Origin of the sequence: Pseudoxanthomonas winnipegensis (genome assembly GCF_030322905.1) — a bacterium.
Taxonomy (GTDB): Bacteria; Pseudomonadota; Gammaproteobacteria; order Xanthomonadales; family Xanthomonadaceae; genus Pseudoxanthomonas_A; species Pseudoxanthomonas_A winnipegensis.
Window position 1 is genome coordinate 942,878 of the sequence record NZ_CP095475.1, and the last position, 26,613, is coordinate 969,490.

Sequence of the window (26,613 nt, forward strand, 5' to 3'; positions counted from 1 at the left end):
GGCGCGTCGCCGCCGGCTTCGCACTTGCCGGCCGGAGGCTCTAGACTGCGCGCCATGCTGCGCCACCGCCGCTTCCTGGGACTGATGCATCGGCTCGCCCTGCTGGGCGCGCTGCTGATGGTCGTGGCGCCGGTGGTCAGCCGCTGGCTGCAGTGGCATGGCCCGGCCGAGCCGCTGCGCGTCCTGACCGCGCTATGCACCAGCGGCGGCATGCGCCTGGTCGATCTGGGCGTCGCCGCGCCGCAGGCCGCAGGCCACGGCGACCACGCGCCGAACCTGGCGATGGACATGGCCGGTATGGGCCACGCCGCGCCCGACGGCATGCCCGCCGACCACCACGAGGGCATGGCCTGCGACTACTGCCTGCTGGCCGCACGGCTGCTGCCCTTCGTCCTGATCCTGCTGTTGCTGCCGCTGCTGCAGGCGGCGCCCTCGCTGTTGCCCGAACACCGGGCCACGCCGCGCCAGGCGCTGCCCTGGCCGGCCCACGCCGCACGCGGACCTCCGCACACCCTGGTCGCCTGATCCCACCGATCCGCGCGGGCGCTCGCCTGCGCGGGCGTCGACCCGTGTGCTGTGCTGGAGTGTCCCGATGTCCGTTTTCCGCCCCGCGACGGCCGTGCCGTCGCGCCTGGCGTGCGCGCTCGCGTGCGTCCTGTCGTCCCCTTGCGTGTCCGCCGCCGATGTCGATCCGGTCGACGACGCGCACACCTTCGCGCCGCTGGTGGTCACTGCGGTGCGGCCGTCCACGCCGCTGACCTGGACCACCGATCCGCGGCTGCCGCGCCAGCCGGTGCCGGCCAGCGATGGCGCCGATTACCTCAAGACCATTCCCGGCTTCACCGCCATCCGCAACGGCGGCACCAATGGCGACCCGGTGCTGCGCGGGATGTTCGGTTCGCGCCTGAACGTGCTGACCAACGACGGCGCCATGCCCGGCGCCTGCCCGGCGCGCATGGACAACCCGCTGAGCTATGTCTCGCCGGAGACCTACGACCGCCTGACCATCGTCAAGGGCCCGCAGACCGTGCTGTGGGGGCCGGGCGCCTCGGCCGGCACGGTGCGCTTCGAGCGCGACACGCCGCATTTCGAGCGGCCCACGCTGCAGGCGCAGGGCAGCGCGCTGGGCGGCTCGCGCAGCCGCAACGACCAGAACCTGGCCGTGACCGGCGGCGACACGCACGGCTATGCGCGGGTGACCGCCAGCCGTTCGGAGTCGGACGACTACAAGGACGGCGCCGGCGACGTGGTGCCCTCGAAGTGGCGCAAGTGGAACACCGACGCGGCCATCGGCTGGACGCCCGATCCCGACACGGTGCTGGAGGTCAACGCCGGCCTCGGCGATGGCCTGGCGCGCTATGCCGGGCGCGGCATGGACGGGCGCCAGTTCCGCCGCACCAGCGTTGGCGCACGCTTCGAGCAGACCGGCCTGCCCGGCGCCTGGGAGTCGATCAAGGCCAGCGTCTACGCCAACGATGCCGACCACATCATGGACAACTACAGCCTGCGCACGCCCAACCCCGACTCGGCCATGCCGATGCCGATGGCGGCCAACGTCGACCGCCGCACCAGCGGCGGACGGATCGCCTCGGAATGGGCCTGGGACCATGCGGGACTGACGGCCGGCGTGGACTGGCAGGCCAGTCGCCACCGCAGCCGCAATGCGATGGACCGCATGCCGTATGAGCCCTGGCAGCGCGATGCCAATCTGGGCAACCAGGGCGTGTTCTCCGAACTGACCCTGCATCTGGCCAAGACGCAGCGGGTGATCGTCGGCGCGCGCCTGGACCGGGCGTCGGTGAAGGATCTGCGCGCGCAGGCCAGCGGCATGGCGATGGACGATGGCATGGGGTCCGGGATGGGCATGGGCGCCGCGATGCCCAACCCGACCTTCAGCCAGATCCGTCGGCAGACGCTGACCTCGAGCTTCGCCCGCTTCGAGGCCGATGCGGGCGATCTGCCGCTGACCTGGTATGCCGGGCTGGGCCATGTCGAGCGCATGCCCGACTACTGGGAACTGTTCTCCGCCGACCGCGGGCCGGTGGGCGCCGTCAACGCCTTCGCCGCGCTGCGGCCCGAGAAGACCACCCAGCTGGACATCGGCGCGCAGTACAGGAGCGCGCGCGTGGATGCCTGGGTCTCGGCCTATGTGGGCCGCATCGATGACTATCTGCTGTTCACCTACAGCGCGGGCGGGATGATGGGTCCCAGCTCGCAGGTGGGCAACGTCGACGCCGACATCCATGGCGCCGAGGCCGGCCTCGAACTGCGCCCGGCCGACGGCTGGAAGCTCGGCGGCAGCCTGGCCTGGGCCTGGGGCGCGAACCGCAGCGACGGCCGCGCGCTGCCGCAGATGCCACCGCTCGAAGCGCGGGTGAATGCCTCCTGGGAAGGCCGGCGCTGGTCGGCCGGCGCACTGCTGCGCGCGGTCGCCCGCCAGGACCGGGTCAGCGTGGGCCAGGGCAATGTCGTGGGCCGCGACCTGGGGCCGAGCGCGGGCTTCGCCACCTTCGCGCTCAACGCCGGCTACCGGCTCAGCGACGCCTGGCAGCTCACCGCCGGCGTGGACAACGTGTTCGACCGCGACTACGCCGAACACCTGAACCTGTCCGGCAGCGCGGACTTCGGCTTCCCCGCCGATCCGGTGCGCATCCACGAGCCCGGTCGCACCGCCTGGGTGCGGCTGGGCTTCAAGTACTGAGCAACGCGCGGCCGCCTGCGCGGCGCGCGTCACCGGTGCCGGGCGTTGCGCCCGCACCGCATGAATCGAAAGGGATCGAAGATGACGTGTTGTTCTCCACCTCTGATCAGGACCGTCGGCTGGGCGCTGACGGCCTGTGCATTGTACGTGCCGGTTGCCGTCGCGCAGACCTCCGGCGCCGATGAGCGCGATGCCGTGCTGACCCTGGGCAAGGTCCACGCCCAGGGCGCCAAGCGCGGCGCCTTGCCCGCGCGCAAGGTGCTGAGTTCGGTCGATGTGATCGGCGCCGATCAGGTCCAGGACCAGCACGTGGACAACAGCTGGGAGCTGTTCGCCAAGGTGCCGGGCATGCAGCTGACGCCGTTCCGCATGGGCACCGAGGCGGGCCGGTTCTCCTTCCGCGGGTTCAACGGCGAAGGGCGCATCAACGCGGTCAAGCTGCTGATCGACGGCATTCCCAGCAACGACAACGCCGGGGCCATGCCTTACCTGGACTCGGTGATGTCCGGCGACATCGCCGCCATCGAAGTCGTGCGCGGCACCAACGATGCGCGCTATGGACTCAACGCCATCGCCGGCGACGTGAACCTGGTCACGCGCGTGGGTGGCGACGAAGGGCATCTGAGCGTCACCGCCGGCAGCTTCGGCACGCGCGAGGTGCAGCTGTCCAAGGGCTTCGAGACCGGGCCGTGGACGCAGAATTACTTCCTGGGCTGGCGCGACTCGGAGGGGTATCGCGACCATGCCAAGGCGATCAAGCGTAACTTCGCCGGCAAGTGGGGCTTCAACGCGCCCGAGGGCGACTGGAGCGCGCTGCTGAGCACGCGCTACTACCACAACCAGGCGCAGGAGCCCGGGTATTTCCCCACCTACCTGCAGGCGGGTGCCGCGCCGCGCGACGCGGTGGCCTATGCGGCGGCCGACGCCGGCGAGCGGCAGACCACGCAGACCGCGCTGCATCTGGACGGCCTGATCGGCAGCGACTGGACCTGGAGCGGCAAGGCCTACGTCAACCGCTACACCAATGCGCGCTACGTGCGCTTCTCGCAAGCCGGCAGTCAGCAGGAGCGCGACAACGACGAGACCCAGCGCGGCGCCATCGCCACCGCGACCTGGGCGCCGAGCCGCGTGCTGGCCGTGGAGACCGGCGTGGACGCGCAGTGGCAGGACAACACCGCGCGGCGCTGGCGCACCGCCGCGCGCCAGCGCCTGGCGCGCACGCGCGACTGGGACTACACGCTGCAGACCCACGGCGCCTACGTACAGGCCGTGCTGCAGCCGCTGGAGGGCCTGCAGCTGGTGCCGGCGTATCGCATCGACTGGGTCGACGGACACCTGGACGATCGCCTCACCGGGCGGCGCTACGACGCCTATGGCTATGGCACGATCCGCCAGCCCAAGTTCAGCGCCTCCTACGCGCTGGGCGCGGCCTGGACCGCCTATGCCAACTGGGGGCGCAGCTTCCAGATCGGTGCCGGCGACGGCGCCTACCGCACCACGGTTCACGACCTGGGGCCGTCCATCAACACCGGCTGGGAGGCGGGCCTGAAGTTCGTGCCGGCCGCGTGGTTGAGCGGCCGGGTGGCCTATTGGGAGCAGCGCGCCGACGGCGAGGTCGCCACGGTGCTGGGCGCGACCGGGACCGGCAGCGACGTGGTCAATGTCGGGCGCACCTTCCGCCGCGGCTGGGATGCGCAGGTCAATCTGCAGCCGGACGCGCGCTGGAACGCGTGGCTGGCCTATTCGCGGCAACGCGCGACGGTGGCGCGCGCCGCGCCCGGCGCGCTGCAGACCGAGGGGCGCGACATCGAGAACGTGCCGCACTGGCTGGCCTCGGCCGGCGTGGACTGGCAGGTCAGCGACCGGCTCAGGCTCAGCGCCTGGGGCAACGGCCAGGGCGACTATCACCTCGAGCGCACCAACACGCTCGGGCGCTATGGCGGCTACGCGCTGGCCAATCTCGGTGCCAGCTGGACGCTGGATGCGCGCAACGAGGTCTCGCTGCAGCTGAAGAACCTCACCGATCGCTTCTACGTCTACGCCTGGTACGACAGCGGCCTGTACGGGTTCTCGCCCGGCGACAGGCGCGGGCTGTACGCCAGCTGGAACTGGAGCTTCTGATGGACAGCACCGCCGCCGCGCAGCCATCCACGACGCATGCCGGCGCGCTGTATCGCGCGATCTGGCGATGGCACTTCTATGCCGGGCTGCTGGTGCTGCCGCTGCTGGCCTGGCTGGCCGTGACCGGAGCCGGCTTCGTCTATCACCGGCCGCTGGACCGGCTGGTGCATCACCAACTGCTCATTGTCGCGCCCGGCGAGCGCCCGGCTACGCCGCAGCGCATCGTGCAGGCGGCCCTGGCCGCGCAGCCGGGGCAGGTGTTCCGCTACACCACCCCGGCGGCCGCCGATGCCTCGGCGGAGGTCGGCATCGTGGCCCCGGACGGCGCGCGCCGGGTGGTGTATGTGGATCCGGTGCACGCGCGCGTGCTGGGCACCCTGGCCGATCGCGGCACCTTCGGCTGGACGCTGCGCCGCCTGCACAGCCTGGACCTGCTCGGCGACGGGGCCCGTGCGCTGGTGGAGCTGGCCGCGGGCTGGGCCATCGTGCTGGTGTTGACCGGTGTCTACCTGTGGTGGCCGCGCGGCACCGTGCGCATCCCCAGCAAGCGCGCGCCCACGCCTGAGCGGGGGCGCACGCTGGGCGGCGTGGTCACGGTGCGCGGCAGGCCGTCGCAGCGCCTGTTCTGGCGTGACCTGCATGCGGTGGTCGGCATCGGCGCGGGCGCGGCGGTGCTGTTCCTGGCCATGTCGGGCATGCCCTGGTCGTGGCTGTGGGGGGCGCAGGTCAACAAGTTGGTCAACGGCCACAACTTCGGCTATCCCGCCGGCCTGCGCGTGCAGCTGCCGATGTCGCAGGCGCGCGTGGCCGACAGCGCCGACCAGGCCTGGTCGCTGCAGCAGGCACGCGTGCCGCAGTCGGCCGCGCACGCGGCCATGGCCGACATGCCCGGCATGGAGCACGCCGGGCATGGGGCGGGCCATGCGAGTGCGGCGCAGCCAGGCGCGATCGGGCTGGATCGCGCCGTGGCGGCATTCGACGCGCGCGGTATCGGCGCCGGCTACAGCGTGTCGATGCCGCAGGGCGCGCGCGGGGTCTATACCGCCTCGCTCTACAACGGCGTGCTGGACCAGCAGCGCGTGATCCACCTGGACCAATACAGCGGGCGAACCCTGCTCGACATGCGCTATGCCGACTACGGCCCGGCGGCCAAGGCGCTGGAATGGGGCATCAACGTGCATATGGGCGACGAATTCGGCAGCACCAACCGGGTGCTGCTGGTGCTGGCCTGCGCCTGCACGTTGGTGCTGTGCATCAGCGCCGCAGTGATGTGGTGGAAGCGGCGTCCGCGCGGCGCGCTGGGCGTGCCGCCGCTGCCGGCGCAGCCGCGGACGCTGAAGGTCGTGGCGGGCATGCTGGCGGTGGGCGGGGTGCTGTTCCCGCTGGTGGGCGCCTCGTGGCTGGTGATGCTCGCCGTGGACCTGGGATGGGTGCAGCCTCGCCAACGGGCGCGGCGCGCATGAGATAACAGCCGGCGGCGGCCGGCGCGTTGGCAACGGGCAAGACGTCGTTCAACCTTGAAGGAGAGGGCAAGGCTTATGGGCAAGATCATCATCACCGCAGCGATGCTGCTGCTGTCCGCGCTGGCGCAGGCGGCCACGCCGGGCTCAGGCATCCAGGTGCGTGCGGCCTGGACGCGCGCCACCCCGCCGCAGGCGCCCACCGCGGCGGGCTATCTCACCCTGGTCAACAGCGGGGCGCAGGCCGACCGGCTGGTGTCGGTGAGCTCGCCGGCGGCGGCGCGGGTGGAGCTCCACGAGAGCCGCATGGACGGCGGCGTGATGCGCATGCGCCGCCTCGAGGGGCTGGACCTGCCGGCCGGTGCGACGGTGGCGCTGGCGCCCTCGGGCGCGCACCTGATGCTGATCGGGCCCAGGCAGCCGCTGGTCGCCGGCCAGACGATCGAGCTGGTCCTGCGCTTCGCCCACGCGCCCGCGCAGACGGTCAGGTTGCAGGTGCGCCCGATCGACGCGGCGGGGCCTGCGGACGACATGCACGGCATGCACATGTGAGCGGATAGATTGCGGCGGCAGCGCCGCTGGCGGCGCACGGACAGGGGGCGGGGATGAGGCGGTTTTCGCGGATGGTGGCGCGGCTGTACGCACCGGCGCCGGTGCTGGTGGCCGCCGGCTGGGTGCTGTCGTTCGTGGTCGAACACCAGCAGGCGCTGATCGGCGCCGCCGCGGCGCGACGGGTCGGCTCGCTGTTGGCCCTGACCGGTGTCGCGCTCGGGCTGGTGTGGGCGTCGCTGGCCAGCTGGCGCCTGTACCTGTGGCTGCGCGGGATGGAGCAGGGGCGCTGCCCCTGCGGCGGGCTGCTCTCGCGGCCGCGCCACAAGCATGGTCAGCACTATCGCAAGTGCTTGGCCTGCGGTGAGAAGGTGCCGTTGACGCCGGTGCCGGTGGTGGGGGATTAGGGATTCGGGATTCGGGATTCGGGATTCGGGATTCGGGATTCGGGATTCGGGATTGTTGCGAGGTTTGCGGACGGATGGGGCGCTGTGTTGTCGCGGGGGTGTAGGACCACGTCTGCGTTTGGTTGTGCGCGTTGACGTCCAGGGGTTCCCGCGTGCGCGGGAACGACGGTAGAGGGGGCGTCGGGCGTTTGAGGGCGGCTTAGGCCGCCGGTGCCGTTTCGGCTTCGGCGCGGGCCTGGTTGCGCAGCAGGAAGCGCTGGATCTTGCCGCTGGGGGTCTTGGGCAGTTCGTCGACGAAGGCGATCTCGCGCGGGTAGGCGTGCGCCGACAGTCGGATCTTGACGTGCTGGGCCAGCGCGGCCGCCAGCGCTTCGTCGCCGGCCACGCCGGGGCGCAGCACCACATAGGCCTTGACCCGTTCGAACCGCTCCGGATCCGGCTTCCCGACCGCGGCGGCCTCGACCACGTCGGGATGTTCGAGCAGGCAGCTCTCCACGTCGAAGGGACCGATGCGGTAGCCGCTGGAGGTGATCACATCGTCGCTGCGGCCGACGAAGGCGATGGAGCCATCGGCGTTGCGCTCGACCGTATCGCCGGTGAGGTACCAGCCGTCCTTGAAAGGCTGCGTCTCCGTGTTCTCGTAGCCGCGGAAGAACAACGCGGGCGAATCGTCGACATGCACGGCCAGCATCCCCGGCACGCCGACCGGCTGTGGCTGGCCGTCGTCGCTCAACACCTCCAGCCGATAACCTGGCAGGGGAAAGCCGGCGCTGCCCGGCTGCACCGGATGGGCCAGCGCGTGGTGGTTGCACAGGGTCATGCCGGTCTCGGTCTGGCCGTAATGGTCATGAATGACCGTCCCCAGCGCCTGGTCGAACCAGCGGATCACCTCGGGGTTGAGCGGCTCGCCGGCGCTGCTGACCACGCGCAGCCGGCCCTTGACCGGCGCGGCCGCGGCGTCGCCGGCGGCCATCAGCATGCGGTAGGCGGTGGGCGCCCCCATCAGATTGGTCACGCCCAGCTCGGCGATGGTGCGGTAGCAGCTGTCCACGGTGAACGGGCCTTCGTGGAAGGTCACCGAATGCCCGAGCGCCAGCGGCCCGGCGATACCGTAGTACAGCCCGTAGGCCCAGCCCGGGTCGGCGATGTTCCACAGCACATCGTCCGGCCGCAGGTCCACCGCGTCGCGCATGTAAGTGGCGATGGCATCGAGCGCGTGCAGCGGCACGCGCAGCGCCTTGGCCGCGCCGGTGGTGCCGGAGGTGAACATCATCATGCACGGGTCCTCGCGCCGCCGCGGCACGGGATCGAAGGTCTGCGGCTGGCCTTCCAGCGCGGCCCAGAAGTCCTCGCCATCGTCGCTGCCCAGGGTCAGGATCGGCGGCGCGGCGGCGACCTCGTCCAGCTTGGGGCGCTGCTCGGCCGAGCACACCACCAGCGCCGCGCCACTGGCCGCCAGCCGGTGCTCCAACGCCTTGGGGCCGAAGGCGGTGAACAGCGGCTGGTACACCGCGCCCGCACGCCAGGTGCCCAGCACCACGATCAGCAGCTCCAGCCGCCGCGGCAGCAGCCCGGCCACCACTGCGCCCGGCCCGATTCCGCGTGCGCGCAGGAGCTGGGCGAACTGGGCCGACCAGGCGTCGAGCTGTTCGAAGGTGTAGCGCCGCACCACGCGCTGGGTGTCGATCCAGCACAGCGCCTCGCGCTGCGCGCCCAGGTGCGCGCCGATGCAGGTCTGCCAGGCGTTGCGCGGCCCGGGCGCCGGCACGAAGTCGAGCGTACGGACGTGTTCGAAGTAATCGCGGATCGGGCGGTCCATGCGGTACGTCATGTGATGCGTTGGGGACCCACTCTAGCGCGTCGGTCCCGGCCACGACGCTGCGGCGCAGCGCTTCAGGGCGCCGGCGGCGAGGCCTGGTCCAGGGCCAGCTGCAGCGAACGCCCGCGCCGGCGCAGCACCAGCGCCACCACCGCGCCGGCCGCCAGCCAGACCAGGCCGCCGATCTGCGCCAGGCGATCGGCGTTGTAGAGCACGTACAGCAGGATCAGCCCGCCCACCAGCGGCACCACCCCATGCATCAGCCAGCGCCCGGAGCGGCGGAAATGCCAGGCCACCGCCACGTGCAGCAGCGCGAAGGCCGTCAGCGCGCCGAAGTTGCACACCGTGGCCAGCAGCGCGATCTTGCCAAGGAACAGCAGCCCCAGCACCAGGCTCAGGCCCGCCACCAGCAGGATCGCCCGGCGCGGCACGCCGCTGCCTGCATGCACCTTGCGCAGGAAGCGCGGCAGCTGGCCGTCGCGCGCCATCGCGAACAGCAGCCGCGAGGTCGCCGCCTGCGAGACCAGTGCGTTGGCCAGCGCCGCGCCGACGGCCACGGTCAGCGCGATCACGAGCTGCATCCACGGCCCGGCCACGCGCCGGCCGACCTCGAAGAAGGCGTTGTTGGAGGCCGCCTCGTCGGGGAAGCGGCGCAGCTCGGGCAGCAGCAGCGCCGCCAGCCAGGTTTGCAGCACGAACAGCGCCGCCACCAGGGCCAGCGACACCACGGTCGCGCGGCCGACGGCGCGCGCGCCGCCACGGCTCTCTTCGGTCAGGGTGGAGATCGCATCAAAGCCGAGGAAGGACAGCACCGCCATCGACAGCGCGCCGAACAGCATCGGCAGCGAGAAGGCGGTCGGGTCGTACAGCGGGCGCAGGCTCCAGTGCGCCCCGTAGGCGCCACGCTGGATCGCCAGCGCCGCCAGCACGGCGAACACCGCCAGCACCACCAGTTGCACGCCCAGGAACACCAGGTTGGCGCGCGCCGTGGTCTCCACGCCACGCAGGTTCACCGCCGTGTTGAGCACGACGAAGAACACGATCCACGCATGTTGCGGGACGCCCGGCCACACGCTGGCCATGGCGTTGGCGCCGATCACGTAGAGCAGGGTGGGGATGAGCAGGTAGTCGAGCAGGATCGCCCAGCCGGCCAGGAAGCCGACGCTCTCGTGCAGGCCGCGGCCGACATAGGCGTAGACCGATCCGGCGACCGGGAAGGCCTGCGCCATCTGCTGGTAGCTCAGCGCGGTGAACAGCATCGCGCCGAAGCCCACCAGATACACCAGCGGCACCATGCCATGGCTGACGTCGAACACCCCGCCGAAGATGGCGAACGGCGCGGTCGGCACCATGCACACCAGGCCGTAGACCAGCAGATCGCCCAGGCCGAGCCTGCGGCGCAGCTCGGGCCGGTAGCCCAGGCGGGCGAGTTCCTGGTCGGGGGAATCGGGGGCAGCGTCGGTCATGGCGGGCGGGAGGCGGTGGGCGCGGGCGCGTGGCGGGGCCAGCCTCCCTCCGGGGCCGGTGCGACAGTTCTAGCGCATCGCCCCGGTCCAAGGCCAGTGGCAAAGCAGCGCCCGCAGGATGCGGCCCCACCTGTAGAGCGGAGCTTGCTCCGCTGGGGCCTTCCCCAAGAACGGAACGAAGAGCAGCGGAGTCCCCAAGAGGGGATTGCCACAAGCTCCGCTCTACAGGTAGGCCACTGAGATTTGAGGAGACGGTTGCCCCCCGCGCGCTCCGCCCCTCCCCTTTCGCGCAGCGAAGGGGGAGGTTGGGAGGGGGTGCTTTTGCTTTTGACCTTCCCGCGAAGAACAACCCCGCCCCCCTCAGTCGCTAGCCGCGACTTCGAGCTCCCCTTGGCCTGCGGCCAAAGGGAAGAGAGCAGAAGCGCGCAGCGCTCAGATGTCCTCGTGGATCCCGCACTCGCGCTTGAGGCCGAAGAAGCGGGTGTCCTCCTCGCGCATGCCCGGCTCCCAGCGGCGGGTGGTGTGGAAGTCGCCGATGGACACGTAGCCCTCTTCCCACAGCGGGTGATAGGGCAGGTCGTGCTGCTTCATGTACTGCCACACGTCGCGGTCGGTCCAGTCGGCGATCGGGCTGACCTTCCAGCGCTCACCGCGCAGCTGCACGATCGGCGTGGCGGCGCGGCTGGTGGACTGCTGGCGGCGCAGGCCGGTGAACCAGGTGCCCACGTCCAGCTCGTCCAGCGCCCGGCGCATCGGTTCGACCTTGCGCAGGTTGTTGTACTGCTCGATGCCGACCACGCCCTGTTCCCACAGGCGGCCGTGGCGCGCCTCCATCCAGGCACGGCTGACCAGCGGGCGGAATATCTGGATGTTGAGCTTGAGCCGCTCGATCAGCGCATCGGCGAAGCGATACGTCTCCGGGAACAGATAGCCGGTGTCCACCAGGATCACCGGGATGTCCGGCTGCTGCTGGGTCAGCAGGTGCAGGGCCACGGCCGACTGCGCGCCGAAGCTGGAGGACAGGGCCGCCTGCGCCGGGCCATGCGCCAGCGCCCAGGCCACGCGCGCCGGCGCGTCCATCGCCTCGAGCGCGGCGTTGGCCGCGTCCAGGTCGATGGTGGACGGACGGGCGTCCAGATGCGGATCGTCGTTGGCGGGCAGGGCGGTCATGCGTGCAGCTCCACGGGAATGGCACGATGGGTGGGATAGGGCGGCAGGTCGATCTCGCCGGCGCGGTGCAGGAAGTCGCCGAAGCCTTCGGCGTCGTCGCGTTCGGCGGCATAGCGGCCGAACAAGGGGTCGAGCGCGCCGAGGATCTCCTCCTCGGTGATGTTCTCGCGGTACAGCGTGTTGAGCCGCTGGCCGCGGTGGTCGCCGCCCAGCATCAGGTTGTAGCGGCCGGGCGCCTTGCCGACCAGAGCGATCTCGGCCAGGTACGGCCGCGAGCAGCCGTTGGGGCAGCCGGAGATGCGCAGCACGATCGGCGCCTGGGCCAGGCCGTGTTTCTCGAGCAGCGGCTGCAGCTTGCCGGTGAAGTCGGGCAGATAGCGCTCTGCCTCGGCCATGGCCAGTCCGCAGGTGGGCAGGGCGACGCAGGCCATGGCCTTGCGCGCCAGCGCGGTCGGCAGCGCATTGCCGGCATCCAGGCCATGGGCCGACACCAGCGCATCGACGGTGGCCTTCAGCGCATCGTCGAGGTTGGAGATGACCAGGTTCTGGTTGGAGGTCATGCGGAACTCGCCGACACCCGCCTTCTGCAGCCGCAGCGCGATCTCGCGCAGCCCGGTGAGCTGGGTGGCGGTGCCGACATCGGCGATGCGCCCGGCGCCCAGCGACAGGGTCAGATGCCAGCGGCCGTCGCTGCCCTGGGTCCAGCCGTAGCGATCGCCGTTGTGCTCGAACTCGAACGGCCGCGCCGGCGCGAAGGCGATCCCGGCGCGCTGCTCGATCTGCGCCTTGATGAAGTCCAGCCCGTGGTCGTCGATGGTGTACTTGAAGCGCGCGCGCTTGCGCACCGCACGGTTGCCGTAGTCGCGCTGGGTGGTGACCACGGCGGTGGCCACCTCCAGCAGCCGCTCGCGCGGGATGTAGCCGGCCACGTCGGCCACGCGTGGCCAGGTCTGCCCATCGCCATGGGTCGCGCCCATGCCGCCGCCCAGGCTGACGTTGTAGCCGACGATCCGGCCGGCTTCATCGGTCACACCGATGAAGCCCAGATCGTTGGCGAACACGTCCACATCGTTGATCGGCGGCAGCGCGAACCCGATCTTGAACTTGCGCGGCAGGTACTTGTCGCCGTAGATCGGCTCTTCTTCCTCGCCGGCGCCGGCCACCTTCTCCTCGTCCAGCCAGATCTCGTAATAGGCGCGGGTGTTGGGCAGCAGGTGCCCGGAGGTCGCCGCGGCATCGGCATAGAGCGTGGCGTGCGCCTCGGACAGCAGCGGGTTGGCCGCGACCTGCACGTTGCGGTTGACGTCGCCGCAGGCGGCCAGCGTGTCGATCAGCGCGGCGTTGATGGCCTGCATCGTGGCCTTCAGCTCGCGCTTGATGACGCCATGGAACTGGAAGGCCTGGCGCGTGGTCACGCGCAGCGAGTGGTTGCCATAGCGGGTGGCGATGGCATCCAGCTGCAGCCATTGCGCGGGCGTGACCACGCCGCCGGGCGTGCGCGTGCGGATCATGAACTGGTAAGCCGGCTCGAGCTTCTGCCGCCGGCGCTCGTCGCGCAGGTCGCGGTCGTCCTGCTGGTAGCTGCCGTGGTACTTGATCAGCGTCTGGTCGTCCTCGCGCAGCGCGCCGGTGACCGGGTCGGCCAGGCTTTCGAGCAGGCTGCCGCGCAGGCGGCGGCTCTCGGCCTTGATGTCTTCTACTGAATGCATGGGGATTCGGGATTCGGGAGTGGGGATTGGCAAAGGCAAGGGCGTGCGGGCGGCGGACATCGCATCCCCAATCCCGAATCCCCAATCTCCGTCTCAATAGACATCGCGCGCATATCGCCCCTCCGTCTGCAGCGTGGTGAGGTAGTCGTGCGCGGCATCGGCGTCCAGGGCGCCGTGTTCGGCGACGATGTCGGTCAGGGCGGCGTGCACGTCCTTGCCCATGGCGATCGAACCGCACACGTAGAAGTGCGCGCCGGACTGCAGCCAGTCGAAGACCTCGCGGCCGCGCTCGCGCAGCCGGTGCTGCACGTACAGCTTGTCGGCCTGGTCGCGCGAGAACGCCAGGTCCAGCCGGTCCAGCTCGCCGCGCTTGAGCGCGTCCTGCCATTCGCTTTGGTAGAGGAAGCCGCTGTTGAAGTGCTGCGCGCCGAAGAACAGCCAGTTGCGCCCGCTCGCACCGGTCTCGGCCCGCTCCTGGGCGAAGGCGCGGAACGGCGCCACGCCGGTGCCGGGGCCGACCATGAGGATGTCGCGCGCACCGTCGGCCGGCACGCGGAAGCGGTCGTTGGCTTCGATGTAGACCGGCGCGCGGTCGCCCTCGGCCAGCCCGGCCAGGAAGCCGCTGGCCGAGCCGCTGTGCGCGTGGCCGTGCGCGTGGTAGCCCAGCACGTCCACGGTCAGGTGGACCTCCTCGCCCACGCGCTTGCGGCTGGAGGCGATGGAATACAGGCGCGGCGCCAGCGGCCGCAGCGCGGCCAGCAGCTCTCCCACGTTCCAGTCCACCGGCCAGCGGCGCAGCACGTCGATCACCTGGTGGCTGGAGAGCAGGGCGGAGAGGGCGGCGTTGCCGGGGGCGAGCAGGTCTTCCAGCTCGCGCGCGCCGGCCAGGCGCGCATGCGCGGCCAGGAACGGGCGCGAGAGCTTGCTCAGCTCACGATGCCCGGCCAGCCACTCGCGCACGCTGCGCTGGGTGCCATCGACATGGTGGGCAGCGTCGCCGTCCAGCTTGAGCGCCGCCAGCAGCGGCTCGACCAGTGCGTCGGGATTGCGGTGGACGATGCCCAGCGCATCGCCAGGCTCGTAGCTCAGGCCGCTGCCTTCCAGCGACAGCTCGATGTGGCGCACCTGCTTGTCCGGCGCGCCGTGGCGGCCGAAGGCCGGGCCCTTGAAGTCGCGGCCGGCGATGGGCTGGTTGGCCAGCACCTCGGCCTGGAAAGGCGCGCTGTGCGAGACCGCCTGCGTCGCCGGCGCCGGGCGCAGCGGGGTGACCTTGGCGCTGGGCGCAGCCGGGGCGCTCTTGAGGACCTTGCGGGCCTGCTCCAGGGCCTGCTCGCGCCAGGGCTGGGCGACGGTGTCGATGTCCAGGTCGGCCTCGCCGGCCGGCAGCAGGCGGGTGGCGCTCAGCTCGGCCAAGCGCGCGTCCAGGCGCCGGGAGATGCCGCAGAAGTCGGCATAGCTCGAGTCGCCCAGGCCGAGCACGGCGAACTTCAGCTCCGGCAGCTTGGGCGCGCGACGGCCGAGCAGGAATTCGCTGAATCCGATCGCATCGTCCGGCGGGTCGCCCTCGCCCTGGGTGCTGATCACCAGGTAGAGCAGGCGCTCGGCGGCCAGTTCGCGGGTGGCATAGGCGTCGGTGCGCACCAGGCGCACGGCCAGGCCGGCGCCCTCCAGCGTGGCGGCCAGGGCCTCGGCCGCGCGCTTGGCATTGCCGGTCTGGCTGCCGTACAGCACGGTGGCCCGCTCGCCGCTGCCCGTGGCGGGCGCCGCCGCGCCGGCGGCCGTGCCCTGCAGCAGGGCCAGGTGCGGCGCCGGGTGCGCGGCCTGGGCCAGGCCGGCGGTGAAACCGGACAGCCACCACAACGAGGCGCTGTCCAGGCCATCGACCACCCGTGCCAGCAGCGCCTTGCGGTCGTCGGGCAAGGGGCCGGCAGCCAGCGCGGGGGGTACAGCGGACATCGCGATTCCGTAGAGCGGCGTGTGGGAGCGTCGATGCTAGGCGCCGCTGTCACAGGGCTGAAAGGATGCAGGGTTATGGGCTTATGCTCCGTGCTTATTTCGTCCGGGAACAAGCCCCAGTACAGTTATCCATGAGCCCCCACTTGTTGCCGCAAGCAGATGGGCCGCGGTAAGTCTCGATCCACGTAAACTGTATCCATGAATGCTGTGCCCACCCTGTCCCATCTCGACCGCTTGGAAGCCGAGAGCATCCACATCCTGCGCGAGGTGGCCGCCGCGTTCCGCAACCCGGTGATGCTGTATTCGGTCGGCAAGGATTCCTCGGTGCTGCTGCATCTGCTGCTCAAGGCCTTCGCCCCGGCACGGCCGCCGATCCCGCTGCTGCACGTGGACACGCGCTGGAAATTCCGCGAGATGATCGCCTTCCGCGACCGTCGCGCCGCCGAGACCGACGTGGAGCTGCGCGTGCACATCAACCCGGATGGCGTGGCGCAGAACGTCGGACCGTTCAGCCACGGCGCCACGGTCCACACCGACATCATGAAGACCCAGGGCCTGAAGCAGGCGCTGGATCAGTACAAGTTCGACGCGGCCATCGGCGGCGCGCGGCGCGACGAGGAAAAATCGCGCGCCAAGGAACGCGTGTTCTCCTTCCGCAACGACAAGCACCGCTGGGACCCCAAGCACCAGCGCCCCGAGCTGTGGAACCTCTACAACGCCCGCATCCATCCCGGCGAGAGCGTGCGCGCCTTTCCCCTGAGCAACTGGACCGAGCTGGACATCTGGCTCTACATCTACCGCGAGCGCATCCCGGTGGTGCCGCTGTACTTCGCCGCCGAGCGCCCGGTCGTTGAACGCGACGGGGCGCTGATCATGGTCGACGACGAACGCCTGCCGCTGCGCGAGGGCGAGGTGCCGCAGCTGAAGTCGGTGCGCTTCCGCACGCTGGGCTGCTACCCGCTGACCGGCGCGATCGAGTCGCAGGCCGACACCCTGGAGAAGATCATCGCCGAGATGCTGGTGGCCACCAGCTCCGAGCGCCAGGGCCGCGTGATCGACCAGGATCCGGGCGCGTCGATGGAGCAGAAGAAGCTGGAAGGGTATTTCTGATGGAAGGCAGGGATTCGGGATTGGGGATTGGGGATTCGCAAAAGCGCGGCCTGCCGGCGGATGCCGCAAAGGGAGGAAGCGCCGTTGCCAATCCCGAATCCCCAATCCCCAATCCCGACGGCGAAGCCGTCAAAGCCTACCTGCGACAGCACGAATCCAAGCCGCTGCTGCGCTTCATCACCTGCGGCAGCGTGGACGATGGCAAGAGCACGCTGATCGGGCGGCTGCTGCACGACAGCAAGCGGCTGTTCGACGATCAGCTGGCCGCGTTGGAAAGCGACAGCCGCCGCCATGGCACGCAGGGCGCGCGCATCGACTATGCCTTGCTGCTCGACGGCCTGGCCGCCGAGCGCGAGCAGGGCATCACCATCGACGTGGCCTACCGCTATTTCGATACCGAACGGCGCAAGTACATCGTGGCCGACTGCCCGGGCCATGCGCAGTACACGCGCAACATGGCCACCGGCGCGTCCACCGCCGACGTGGCCGTGGTGCTGGTCGACGCGCGCAAGGGCCTGCAGACCCAGACGCGCCGGCACAGCTACATCGTCTCGCTGCTGGGCCTGCGGCACGTGGTGCTGGCGGTGAACAAGATGGATCTGGTCGACTTCGGCCAGTCTGTCTTCGACGCCATCGTGCGCGACTACCGCGCGCTGGCCGCGCAGCTCGGCATCGCGCAGGTGCAGGCGATTCCGCTCTCGGCGCTGGAGGGCGACAACCTGTCCAGCCGTTCCTCGCGCACGCCGTGGTATGACGGCCCCAGCCTGCTGGAACACCTGGACACGCTGACGCTGGACGACGCGACGGATGCGCTCGGCCTGCGCCTGCCGGTGCAGTACGTCAACCGCCCGAACGCGAACTTCCGCGGCTTCGCCGGCACCCTCGCCGCAGGCGAGGTGCGCCCGGGAGATGCGGTGGTGGTGCTGCCTTCGGCGCGCCGTTCGACCGTGGCCAGGGTGCTGGATGCCAACGGCGACGTGCCGTTCGCCCGCGCCGGCCAGGCGGTGACGCTGACCCTGGCCGACGAGATCGACATCAGCCGCGGCGACGTGATCGCCGCCGCCGGCGATCCGCCGGAGGTGTCCGACCAGTTCGCCGCCCACCTGCTGTGGATGGACGATGCGCCGCTGCTGCCGGGCCGCCCCTACTGGCTGCAGATCGGCGCGCGCACCGTGCCGGCCAGCGTCAGCGAGATCAAGCACCGCATCGACGTGAACACCCAGGAGGCGCTGGCCGCCAAGCGCCTGGAACTCAACGAAGTGGGCGTGTGCAACCTGTCGCTGGACGCGCCGATCGCCTTCGAGCCGTATGCGCGCAACCGCGCGCTGGGCGGCTTCATCCTGATCGACCGCCAGACCAATGCCACCGTCGGCGCGGGCACGCTGGACTTCGCCCTGCGCCGCGCCGGCAACGTGCATTGGCAGCATCTGGACGTGGACAAGGCCGCGCGGGCGCGGATCAAGGGCCAGACCCCGCGCGTGCTGTGGTTCACCGGCCTGTCCGGCGCCGGCAAGTCCACCATCGCCAACCGCGTCGAGAAGCGGCTGCACGCCTCGGGCCACCACACCTTCCTGCTCGACGGCGACAACGTGCGCCATGGCCTCAATCGCGACCTGGGCTTCACCGACGAGGACCGCGTGGAGAACATCCGGCGCGTGGCCGAGGTCGCGCGGCTGATGGCCGACGCTGGGCTGATCGTGCTGGTGAGCTTCATCTCGCCGTTCCGCGCCGAGCGGCGCATGGCGCGCGAACGCTTCGCGCCGGGCGAGTTCGTCGAGGTCTTCGTCGATGTGCCGCTGGCCGTGGCCGAGGCGCGCGACGTCAAGGGCCTGTACGCCAAGGCGCGCGCCGGCAAGATCCCCAACTTCACCGGCATCGACTCGCCCTACGAAGCCCCCGAGGCACCGGAACTGCATCTGCACGCCGCCGAGGAATCCACCGACCAGATGGCCGAGCGCGTCCTGGCCCACCTCGGCCTCGCCTGACTGGACTGCCCTGTGGGCGTGGGAGCCACTGTCTCCCATCTCAATTCGCAGCCTCCCTGTAGAGCGGAGCTTGCTCCGCTGCTCTTCGTTCGGTTCGTGGGAAAGGCTTCAGCGGAGCAAGCTCCGCTGCTCTTCGTTCGGTTCGTAGGGAAGGCCCCAGCGGAGCAAGCTCCGCTCTACAGGTGGCGGCACGCCGACCCGTGCACGCGCATCGACCGACCCTCCCATCGGCCGCCGCTCCGCTGTGCGAAGCGGCCTGTGCCGACGCTTCGGGTAAGGTACGCATCCAGTTGCCCTCACCGCCGCGCGCCGGCGGACGTCCCATGAAGTCCTTCCTCTCCGCTTTCCCGCTGGTGCACGCATGACCGGCCCCTGGCAGAAGCTCCCCCCGCGCCGTCCGCCGGTCGCCCGCAAGGCGCCCGACGGCGAACGCGCGCCGCCCGAGGCGCCGCAGGCGCCCGCACGCCCCGTCCGCCGCGGCGAGGAAGTGCGCCTGTATGGCCTCAACGCGGTGCGCGCGCTGTTCGACGCGCGGCCCGAGGCGCTGCGCAAGCTTTACCTCACCCAGGCGCGCGTGCCGGCGCTCAAGCCGATCCTGGCCTGGTGCGTGGCCAACCGCGTGGGCTATCGCGTGGTGGAAGAGGGCGACCTGGACCGGCTCGCCGCCAGCAGCCACCACGAAGGCGTCGTGGCCGACGTGCTGCGGCGCGCGCCGCTGTCGCTTGACGCCTGGCTCGAGGCGCTGCCGGCCGGCCCGGCGCTGGCGCTGTGGCTGGACGGGGTGGGCAATCCGCACAACTTCGGCGCGATCCTGCGGTCGGCCGCGCACTTCGGCGTGGCCGGCGTGCTGCTGCCGCAGGATTCGCCGCTGGCGCTGTCCGGCGCCGCCGCGCGCGTGGCCGAAGGCGGTGCCGAAGCGGTGACCCTGGTGCAGGCCGGCGCCCCCGCGGACGCGTTCGCCCCGCTGCGCGCCGCCGGCTTCGGCCTGGCCGCCACGCTGGTGCACGGCGGTGACGACCTGTTCGCCGCGCGGCTGCCGCAGCGGCTGGTCTATGTGATGGGCGCCGAAGGCGAGGGCATGGACCGCGGCCTGGCCAAGGCCTGCGACCTGGCCCTGTCCATCCCCGGCACCGGCCGCGTGGAGAGCCTCAACGTCGCCGCGGCCACCGCCGTGCTGCTGGCGCAATGGGCGAGCGGGCGCGCGCGAGGCGGTTGATACGCGGGCGGGCAGGCGGTCGTAAGGCGTATGCCGCTGGGCCTCGTGTGGATCGAACTCGGCACACTTGACGAGGCGCATAGCGGACCCGCCGAGGTGATGCCTGGTGGGAGCCGCCATGGCGGCGAGTGGCCTTACCGGGAAAGCTTCATCGCAGCCATGGCGGCCCCCACAGGGTCTATCGCTCGTCCTCGCGTTCGCGGGGACGAGCGCTGCTTGCCGCGAAAAGCGAAAGTCCCTGGGTTCCCGCGTGCGCGGGAGCGACGGTGGGGGGACTATCGGCGGCTTTGGGTCTGCGCAGTCGAGCGCGACGGCAAGTAGCGAACGCGCGACTCAGTGCGCTTCCTTGTTCGCCCCCGCCGGCACCGGCGCGCTGCCGAAATCGCCCTTCGCTTCCGCCGCCAGGTACATGAACACCGCGTAGGCCGCGACGTTCTGCGCCAGGACCTTCGGGTCGATCTTGTCCAGCGTGTCGTCCGCGTTGTGGTGCAGGTCGAAGTAGTCGGTGCCGTCATGGCCCAGCCAGGCCCAGCGCATGCCGAGCTGGGCCATCGGGCCGATGTCCGATTCCGGATCGCCCTGGCCGGGCAGGTAGGCCACGTCCAGCGGCTTGAGCGCGGCGGCGATCGTCTCGATCGCGCCCTTGGCATGGGCGTCGGCATTGCTGCTGAAGCCATAGATGTGATCCGCGCCGAAGTCGCTCTCGGCGGCGATGACGTGCTGGGCGATCTCCTTGGCGTGCGCCTGCGCGTAGGCGCGGCCGCCGTAGAGGCCCTGCTCCTCGTTGGCGAAGGCGACCACGCGGATCGTGCGCGCCGGGCGCAGCTGGCCGGCGAGTCTGGCGGCCGCCATGGAGATGCCGATGCCGGCCGCATCGTCGATGGCACCCGTGCCCAGGTCCCACGAATCCAGATGCCCGCCGGTCAGCACGATCTCGCCGGGCTTGCTGCGCCCGGTGATCTGGCCGATCACGTTGTAGCTGGTGGCCTGGCCGTCCCAGCCGCAGTCCAGCGCCAGGCGCACCTTCACCGGGCCGCGCGCGACCAGGCGCGCCAGCTGGTCGGCGTCGGGAATCGACACCGCCGCCGCCGGGATCGGCGTCAGCCCTTCCTCGTAGCGGGTGATGCCGGTATTGACCACGCGATGCGGCGTGGTGCCGGCCGAGCGCATCAGAAAGCCGATCGCGCCCTTCTTGATCGCCTCCGACGGGCCGCGTCCGCGGATCCCGCCGCCATAGCGGTAATCGCCACCGTCCTGCTTCTTGTGCATCTGGAAGTCGACGAAGGCGATCTTGCCGGCCAGCGACCCGGCCGGCGCGGCCTGCAGCGCGTCCAGGTCGGCGAAGCGCACGATCTCGCCTTCCACCGTGCCGCCGGCGCTGCCGCCCAGCGCGGTCACCACCAGCGGCTGCGCGTTGGCGCCCAGCACCTGGGCATGCTCACTTCGGCGCTCCCATTTGGGGAAGGTCACCGGCTCGGTCCACACCTTGTCGAAGCCGAGCTGCTTGAACTTGGCCTGCGCCCAGGCCACCGCACGCGCATCGGCCTCGCTGCCGGCAAGACGCGGGCCGACCTCGGTGGTCAGCGATTCGACGACCTTCCAGCCGGTATCGTCGGCCAGCGCCTGCTGGCGCAGCGCGTCGGCGCGCTTGAGTGGCGCCTCGGGGATCGTGGTCGGGCCGGCGGCCTGCAGCGGAAACGAGGCGCACAGCAACAGGGCGCAGGACAGGATCGAACGACGCATGCAGGCAGGCTCGCGAGTGGGGAAGCGGCGAGCTTAACAGCCGCCGCTTGCCTCGCTCGCCACCGCCCGAGGCTTACCTCTTGAGCGAGTCGCGGATCTCGCGCAGCAGCAGCACGTCTTCTGGCGTGGCGGCCGGGGCGGCCTCCTTCTTCGGCGCCAGACGGTTGATCGCCTTGACCACCAGGAAGATCGCGAACGCCACGATGATGAACTGCACCAGCGTATTGAGGAAATCGCCGTAGCCGATCACCACTGCGGGGATCTCCTTGCCGTCGGCACCGATGGTGGCCGGCTTGAGCACCCACGCGAGCCTGGAGAAATCGATGCCGCCGATCAGCAGACCGATGGGCGGCATGATGATCTTGTCCACCAGCGAGGTGACGATCTTGCCGAAGGCCGCACCGATCACCACACCGACCGCCAGATCCACCACGTTGCCGCGCATGGCGAAGGTTTTGAATTCGCTGAGCATGCCCATCTCTCGTCTCTCCTGAAGGCTCGGGGGAAGGTCCGGCAACGTTACCGGACCCCACGTGCGCGCGAAGTCAAACGCCGATCGCGCCGCGCAGGTCACCCACGCCCTCCAGCGTGGCCACGAACGTGTCCCCACGCTGCAGCGCGCCGACGCCGGAGGGCGTGCCCATGAAGACCAGGTCGCCCGCCTTGAGCGCATAGAGCTTGGACAGCTCGTGCAGGATCTCCGGCACGTTCCAGATCATGTCGTGCAGCGTGCCGCGCTGGCGCACCTGATCGTTGACGGTCAGCGCGATCACGGCGTCCTGCAGCGCCTCGACCTGCGCAGCGGGCACGATCTGGCTGATCGGCGCGGAGTGATCGAAGGCCTTGCCGGTGTCCCAGGGCAGGCCGGCCTTTTTGGCCGCGGCCTGCAGATCGCGGCGGGTCAGATCCAGGCCCACGGCATAGCCGTAGATCAGCGCGTTGCCGGCCTCGCCTTCGAGCACGCCGGCCGGCGCGTCCTGGCCCAGCGCGACGACCAGCTCGACCTCATGGTGCAGGTCGGCCGTGCCGGGCGGGTAGGGGATGGTGCGATCGCCGGTGACGATGGCATCGGCCGGCTTGGAGAAGAAGACCGGCTGGCCGCGTTCGGCCTTCGAGGCCGGCGCGGTGGCGCCCATCTCGCGCGCATGGTCGGCGAAGTTGCGGCCGACGCAGTAGATGCGGTGCACCGGGAAGGTGCCGCCGCCGCGTACCGGCACGCGCGCCTGCTCGGGCGCGGGAATCACATCGGACATCTGGGCGTTCCTCGATCACGCTAAAGAGGAACGCGAGTGTAAGGCGCTTGACGCGCCTTCAGTGCGAGAGGGGCAGGGCCTGCTTGCGTACGACCTGGTATTCGCCTTCCACCACGCGCTGCTGCGCGTTGGCGCGCGCCCGAGGGCGCAGCAGGCGATAGGCCATGCCGGCGGCGAGCATAGCCGCGCCGACGAACAGGCCGAAGAACACCAGCACCGCCAGCACCGCCAGCCCCAGCAGGCCGACGACCACGCGCAGCAGCGGATGCCGGGGCTTGCGCGGCGCAAACGCGTTGCGCAGGCGCTGAGAGTCGAAGGAGAAGGTGCGGATCATGGGCTCGTGACAGAATGTGTGGCGAACGGATGCCAGTATGGCGAGCCGCCCGCCGGACGTGTGAAACCTTCGTTAAGCCCTGCATGGATCCGATCCCTTTCGACAGTCTCGCTGACGGCCAGCCCATCGAGGTGGAAGCCACGCTGGACGACGGCGCCGAATCGCTGCTCCTGGTCCGCCAGGGGGCGCAGGTGCGCGCCTGGCGCAATGTCTGCCCGCACGCGGGTCGCCGCCTGGACTGGGCGCCGGGCAAGTTCCTGCTGACCAAGCAAGGCCATCTGGTGTGCGCGGCGCACGGGGCCACGTTCGAATTACAAGGCGGTCAATGTCTGTCCGGGCCGTGCCGCGGCGAGGCGCTCAGTCAGGTGCCGGTGCAGGTGCGCGACGGGCAGGTGGTGCTGGGCTAGTCCAGCACCGCGTGCCCGGCCGCGCGCAGCGCCGCGATGGCCGCCTCCAGCTGCGACTGCTTGACCAGCACGTAATCGGTGTCGAAGGTCGAGACGGCGAAGATGCCGACTCCGGCCTGCGCCAGCGGCTGCAGCACTTGGGCCAGGATGCCGGTGAGTTCGAAGGCGAATGGGCCGTGCAGCATCAGCGTGCGCCAGCCGCGCTCGCACTGCACGTCTTCCGGCACGCGCCCCTCGTCGCAGACGATCGACAGCTCCTCGTCGGTCCAGCTGATATGCGTCTGCGCAGCCGGCGCGCACCAATCCGGCAGCGGTGCGCCGGGCGGCAGGCGGCACACCGCGGAGGTCAGCCCCAGCAGGCGCAGCGTCAGCGCCATGCCGCGTGCGCCTCGCACTCAGGCACGGGTCGCCCACCATGACATCAGGTTGACCATCGCCACTACCACGCAGGTGTAGATCAGCGACATCGGCCCGCCCACGCGCCACATCTGGCGCGCGGTGTAGTTGGCCGGGCCGGTGACCATGGAGATCACCGGGTTGGAGGCGGTCATCAGGTTGTTGGACGCCGACAGCGCCGTGATCAGCGCGAACGAGGTCGGGTTGCCGCCGGCGGCCAGCGCCAGGCTGATGGCGATGGGCACCATCACGATGGTCGCGCCGACATGGCTGATCACCAGCGAGAAGGCCGTGGTCAGCAGAGCGATGGCGATCTCCAGCACCCACACCGGCAGCCCGTCGGGCAGGCGCTCGATGGTGTGGCCGGCGACCCAGGCGGCCGCGCCGCTGGAATCCATCGCCCAGCCCAGCGGGATCAGCCCGGCCATCAGGAACACGGTCTTCCAGTTGATCGCCGCGTAGGCCTCGTCCATGCGCAGCACGCCGGTCAGCAGCATGCCGGCCACGCCGGTCATCAGGATCAGCGCCACCGGGATGTGCGAGGTCAGCGCGATGATGATGGTCAGGGCGAAGATCGCCATGGCGATCTTGAACTTGTGCGGACGCTGCTCGCCCTTGGGGTAGTCGGTGACCACCACGAAGTCGCCGCCCTTGGCCGCGGCGGCCAGGTCCTGCCAGATGCTGTGGAACACCAGCATGTCGCCGGCGCGCAGCGGCACCTTGCGCACGTCCTCGCGCAGCACCTTCTTGTCGCGGTTGATCGCCAGCAGGCTGATGCCGGCCTGCTTGCGCAGCGCCAGCTCGGCGGCGGTCTTGCCGATGAAGCGCGAGGTCGGCGGGATCACCGCCTCGGAGATGCCGGCGCGGCTGGGATTGAACAGGTCGCCGAAGTGGCGCAGGCGCGAGGACATGCGCAGGAACTGGTTCTGCGCGAAGTCGGCCACCTCGGCGCGCCTACCCATCACGCCCAGCACGCTGCCGACCCAGATGCGCATGTCCGCCGGCGGCGCCAGGCGCGTGTCGTTGCCGGTCTGCAGGGCCAGCATCAGCGGCGCGCCGTGCAGCGTCTCGGCCTCGCCCAGGGTCATGCCGACCAGCGGGCTGTCGGCGCTGACGGTCAACTCGAACACCTCGCCCTCGATGCCGTAGGTGCTGGCGAAGTAGCTCTCGGTGCGGGCCGGCGTCGAGCTCGTGGACGTGGTGGTCTCGCGCTGCAGCTTGGCATCGCCGTAGAAGCGGAAGTACGCCAGCGAGGCCAGCACCAGCGCCACGCCGATCGGCAGCGGCGCGAACATGCGCAGCGGCTCCAGCGTGGCCATGCCCGAGGGCAGGTTGTTGTTGGCCGAGATCATCAGGTCGTTGAGCAGGATCAGCGGCGAATTGCCGACCATGGTCAGCGCGCCGCCCATGACGATGGCCGAGGCGATCGGCAGCAGCAGGCGCTGCAGGTTGAGCGTGGTGCGCGAGGACAGGCGCGCGGCCACCGGCAGGTACAGCGCCATCACCGAGGGGTTCTGCATGAACGAGGAGTTGAGCCCGGCGATGGCCGTGGTCAGCAGCAGCAGCCGCTGTTCCACTCCGTGTCCGCGCCGCAGCAGCCAGGACGCCAGCCGGTTCAGCGCGCCGGTGCGCTCCAGGCCCGCGCCCAGGATGGTGGTGGCGATGATGCTCATCACCGCGTTGCCGGAGAAGCCGCCGAAGATCTCCTCCGGCGCGACCAGCCCGGTCAGGCCCAGTACCACCAGCACCACCAGCGCGACCACGTCGGCGCGGATGCGCTCGAACAGGAACATCACCATGACGAAGCCGACCAGCCCCAGCACCAGGCGCATGTCGTTGGTCAGCGTCAGGCCGGTGTCCATTACGCGGCGGATGCCCCGGTGGGCGAGGGCGGTTCGTCAGCAGCGGTCATAGAGCAGGTCCCAGACGCCGTGGCCGAGCTTCTGCCCGCGAGTCTCGAAATGGGTCTGCGGGCGCCAGTCCGGGCGCGGCACGCTGCCGCGGGCGCCGGCACGGTTGCGCAGGCCCGGCGTGGCGTCCAGCACGTCCCACATGTGCTCGGCATAGGCCTCCCAGTCGGTGGCGCAGTGCAGGCGGCCGGTCGGGGCCAGCTTGCGCACCAGCAGCGCGGCGAACTCGGGCTGGACCAGCCGGCGCTTGTTGTGGCGCTTCTTGTGCCAGGGGTCCGGGAAATAGATGCGCACCTCGTCCAGGCTGCCGTCGGCCACCTCGTTGCGCAGCACTTCCACCGCATCGTGGTGGTAGACGCGCACATGGTCGCTGCCGTCGGCTTCCAGCGCGTTGAGCAGCCGGCCCACGCCCGGGGCGTGCACCTCGATGCCGAGGTAGTCGCGCGACGGGTCCTGCCTGGCCGCGAAGCGCAGCGCATCGCCGTTGCCGGTGCCGATCTCCACCACCCGCGGCGCGGCGCGGCCGAACACCGCGTCGAAATTGCGCAGCTGGCCGGTGTAGTCCAGGCCGAAGCGCGGCCACTGCACGTCGAACGCGCGCTGCTGCGCCTCGGTGAAGCGCCCCTGGCGCAGCACGAAGCTGCGGATCTCGCGACGGCCTTCGGTGACGGTGAACGGCTTGGCCGGGGCCTTGGCGCCGGGGCTGGAGAACGGATCGGTCATCGGCCGATCGGTCCTGGGGCGGCGTGGCGACGGTGACCGGTGATCGCGCAGACGACCGGCGTGAAGGGCGGGGGCAGGGACGACATGAGACGAATTATCGCCCAACTCGCCGCCAGGATCGCGTGGTCGTCGCCGGGAGGCGGTTGCAGCCTGATCTGTCCGCCGGGCCAAGGCTTCG

General features: G+C 70.6%; 22 protein-coding genes. 10 read left to right on the top strand and 12 right to left on the bottom strand.

Annotated features, from left to right (window positions below):
- Positions 1-54: 54 nt before the first annotated feature.
- From MWN52_RS04005 to MWN52_RS04030, 6 genes are all read left to right on the top strand, one after another.
- Entirely contained in the window at positions 55-525 is a 471-nt protein-coding gene (locus MWN52_RS04005) for a DUF2946 family protein (protein WP_286576721.1), read from the top strand.
- Between the two features lie 67 nt (positions 526-592).
- A complete protein-coding gene (locus MWN52_RS04010; protein ID WP_286576722.1) occupies positions 593-2,701 on the top strand; it encodes a TonB-dependent copper receptor in 2,109 nt (702 codons plus the stop codon).
- 81 nt (positions 2,702-2,782) lie between these two features.
- Positions 2,783-4,822, top strand: a complete 2,040-nt coding sequence (locus tag MWN52_RS04015) for a TonB-dependent receptor (RefSeq protein ID WP_286576723.1) — start codon at positions 2,783-2,785, stop codon at positions 4,820-4,822.
- Positions 4,822-6,285 carry a PepSY-associated TM helix domain-containing protein gene (locus tag MWN52_RS04020; protein ID WP_286576724.1) on the top strand — a complete coding sequence of 488 codons (1,464 nt, stop codon included), beginning with the start codon at positions 4,822-4,824 and terminating at the stop codon, positions 6,283-6,285. The genes MWN52_RS04015 and MWN52_RS04020 overlap by 1 nt, the downstream gene beginning before the upstream one ends.
- Positions 6,286-6,360: 75 nt before the next feature.
- A complete protein-coding gene (locus MWN52_RS04025) occupies positions 6,361-6,834 on the top strand; it encodes a copper chaperone PCu(A)C (protein WP_286576725.1) in 474 nt (157 codons plus the stop codon).
- A 53-nt stretch (positions 6,835-6,887) separates the two neighbouring features.
- Positions 6,888-7,238, top strand: coding sequence for a hypothetical protein (locus MWN52_RS04030; RefSeq protein WP_286576727.1), 351 nt, complete (start codon positions 6,888-6,890; stop codon positions 7,236-7,238).
- Positions 7,239-7,437: 199 nt separating this feature from the next.
- On the opposite strand, the gene MWN52_RS04035 is transcribed toward MWN52_RS04030, so the two are convergent.
- The 5 genes from MWN52_RS04035 to MWN52_RS04055 all read right to left on the bottom strand — a co-directional run bounded on the left by MWN52_RS04035 (position 7,438) and on the right by MWN52_RS04055 (position 15,358).
- Positions 7,438-9,069, bottom strand: a complete 1,632-nt coding sequence (locus tag MWN52_RS04035) for an AMP-binding protein (protein ID WP_286576728.1) — start codon at positions 9,067-9,069, stop codon at positions 7,438-7,440.
- Between the two features lie 62 nt (positions 9,070-9,131).
- Positions 9,132-10,523, bottom strand: coding sequence for an APC family permease (locus MWN52_RS04040; RefSeq protein WP_286576729.1), 1,392 nt, complete (start codon positions 10,521-10,523; stop codon positions 9,132-9,134).
- A 432-nt stretch (positions 10,524-10,955) separates the two neighbouring features.
- On the bottom strand, positions 10,956-11,693 hold the full coding sequence (locus MWN52_RS04045) for a phosphoadenylyl-sulfate reductase (protein WP_130532383.1): 738 nt from the start codon (positions 11,691-11,693) through the stop codon (positions 10,956-10,958).
- The gene (gene cysI, locus MWN52_RS04050; RefSeq protein ID WP_286576730.1) at positions 11,690-13,402 is read right to left on the bottom strand and encodes an assimilatory sulfite reductase (NADPH) hemoprotein subunit; all 1,713 of its coding nucleotides are present in this window, start codon (positions 13,400-13,402) and stop codon (positions 11,690-11,692) included. The genes MWN52_RS04045 and cysI overlap by 4 nt, the downstream gene beginning before the upstream one ends.
- A 93-nt stretch (positions 13,403-13,495) precedes the next feature.
- The gene (locus MWN52_RS04055; protein WP_286576732.1) at positions 13,496-15,358 is read right to left on the bottom strand and encodes an assimilatory sulfite reductase (NADPH) flavoprotein subunit; all 1,863 of its coding nucleotides are present in this window, start codon (positions 15,356-15,358) and stop codon (positions 13,496-13,498) included.
- 198 nt (positions 15,359-15,556) lie between these two features.
- On the opposite strand from MWN52_RS04055, the gene cysD reads away from it, so the two are divergent.
- From cysD to MWN52_RS04070, 3 genes are all read left to right on the top strand, one after another.
- Positions 15,557-16,468, top strand: coding sequence for a sulfate adenylyltransferase subunit CysD (gene cysD / locus MWN52_RS04060; RefSeq protein ID WP_286576733.1), 912 nt, complete (start codon positions 15,557-15,559; stop codon positions 16,466-16,468).
- The gene (gene cysN, locus MWN52_RS04065) at positions 16,468-18,453 is read left to right on the top strand and encodes a sulfate adenylyltransferase subunit CysN (RefSeq protein WP_286576734.1); all 1,986 of its coding nucleotides are present in this window, start codon (positions 16,468-16,470) and stop codon (positions 18,451-18,453) included. Before cysD ends, cysN begins: the two co-directional genes overlap by 1 nt.
- Before the next feature lie 361 nt (positions 18,454-18,814).
- Positions 18,815-19,669 carry a TrmH family RNA methyltransferase gene (locus tag MWN52_RS04070; RefSeq protein WP_286576735.1) on the top strand — a complete coding sequence of 285 codons (855 nt, stop codon included), beginning with the start codon at positions 18,815-18,817 and terminating at the stop codon, positions 19,667-19,669.
- A 333-nt stretch (positions 19,670-20,002) separates the two neighbouring features.
- On the opposite strand, the gene MWN52_RS04075 is transcribed toward MWN52_RS04070, so the two are convergent.
- From MWN52_RS04075 to MWN52_RS04090, 4 genes are all read right to left on the bottom strand, one after another.
- On the bottom strand, positions 20,003-21,412 hold the full coding sequence (locus MWN52_RS04075) for a M28 family peptidase (RefSeq protein ID WP_286576736.1): 1,410 nt from the start codon (positions 21,410-21,412) through the stop codon (positions 20,003-20,005).
- A 73-nt stretch (positions 21,413-21,485) separates the two neighbouring features.
- Positions 21,486-21,890 (bottom strand): large-conductance mechanosensitive channel protein MscL, encoded by a 405-nt coding sequence (gene mscL / locus MWN52_RS04080; RefSeq protein ID WP_130523292.1) that lies wholly within the window; start codon positions 21,888-21,890, stop codon positions 21,486-21,488.
- Between the two features lie 67 nt (positions 21,891-21,957).
- Positions 21,958-22,665 carry a fumarylacetoacetate hydrolase family protein gene (locus tag MWN52_RS04085; protein WP_286576737.1) on the bottom strand — a complete coding sequence of 236 codons (708 nt, stop codon included), beginning with the start codon at positions 22,663-22,665 and terminating at the stop codon, positions 21,958-21,960.
- A gap of 58 nt (positions 22,666-22,723) precedes the next feature.
- Positions 22,724-22,999 carry a hypothetical protein gene (locus MWN52_RS04090; RefSeq protein WP_130515732.1) on the bottom strand — a complete coding sequence of 92 codons (276 nt, stop codon included), beginning with the start codon at positions 22,997-22,999 and terminating at the stop codon, positions 22,724-22,726.
- An 83-nt stretch (positions 23,000-23,082) separates the two neighbouring features.
- On the opposite strand from MWN52_RS04090, the gene MWN52_RS04095 reads away from it, so the two are divergent.
- Positions 23,083-23,406: a Rieske (2Fe-2S) protein gene (locus tag MWN52_RS04095; protein WP_286576738.1), complete on the top strand. Its 324-nt coding sequence runs from the start codon at positions 23,083-23,085 to the stop codon at positions 23,404-23,406.
- Here the strand turns inward: MWN52_RS04095 and MWN52_RS04100 are convergent.
- From MWN52_RS04100 to trmB, 3 genes are read right to left on the bottom strand one after another with little or no spacing between them, the layout of a single operon-like run.
- Complete coding sequence (locus tag MWN52_RS04100) at positions 23,403-23,783, bottom strand: ACT domain-containing protein (protein WP_286576739.1); 381 nt, start codon at positions 23,781-23,783, stop codon at positions 23,403-23,405. The genes MWN52_RS04095 and MWN52_RS04100 overlap by 4 nt on opposite strands.
- An 18-nt stretch (positions 23,784-23,801) precedes the next feature.
- Positions 23,802-25,664, bottom strand: a complete 1,863-nt coding sequence (locus tag MWN52_RS04105) for an SLC13 family permease (protein WP_130515739.1) — start codon at positions 25,662-25,664, stop codon at positions 23,802-23,804.
- Between the two features lie 36 nt (positions 25,665-25,700).
- On the bottom strand, positions 25,701-26,435 hold the full coding sequence (gene trmB, locus MWN52_RS04110) for a tRNA (guanosine(46)-N7)-methyltransferase TrmB (RefSeq protein WP_286576740.1): 735 nt from the start codon (positions 26,433-26,435) through the stop codon (positions 25,701-25,703).
- Between the last annotated feature and the right edge of the window lie 178 nt (positions 26,436-26,613).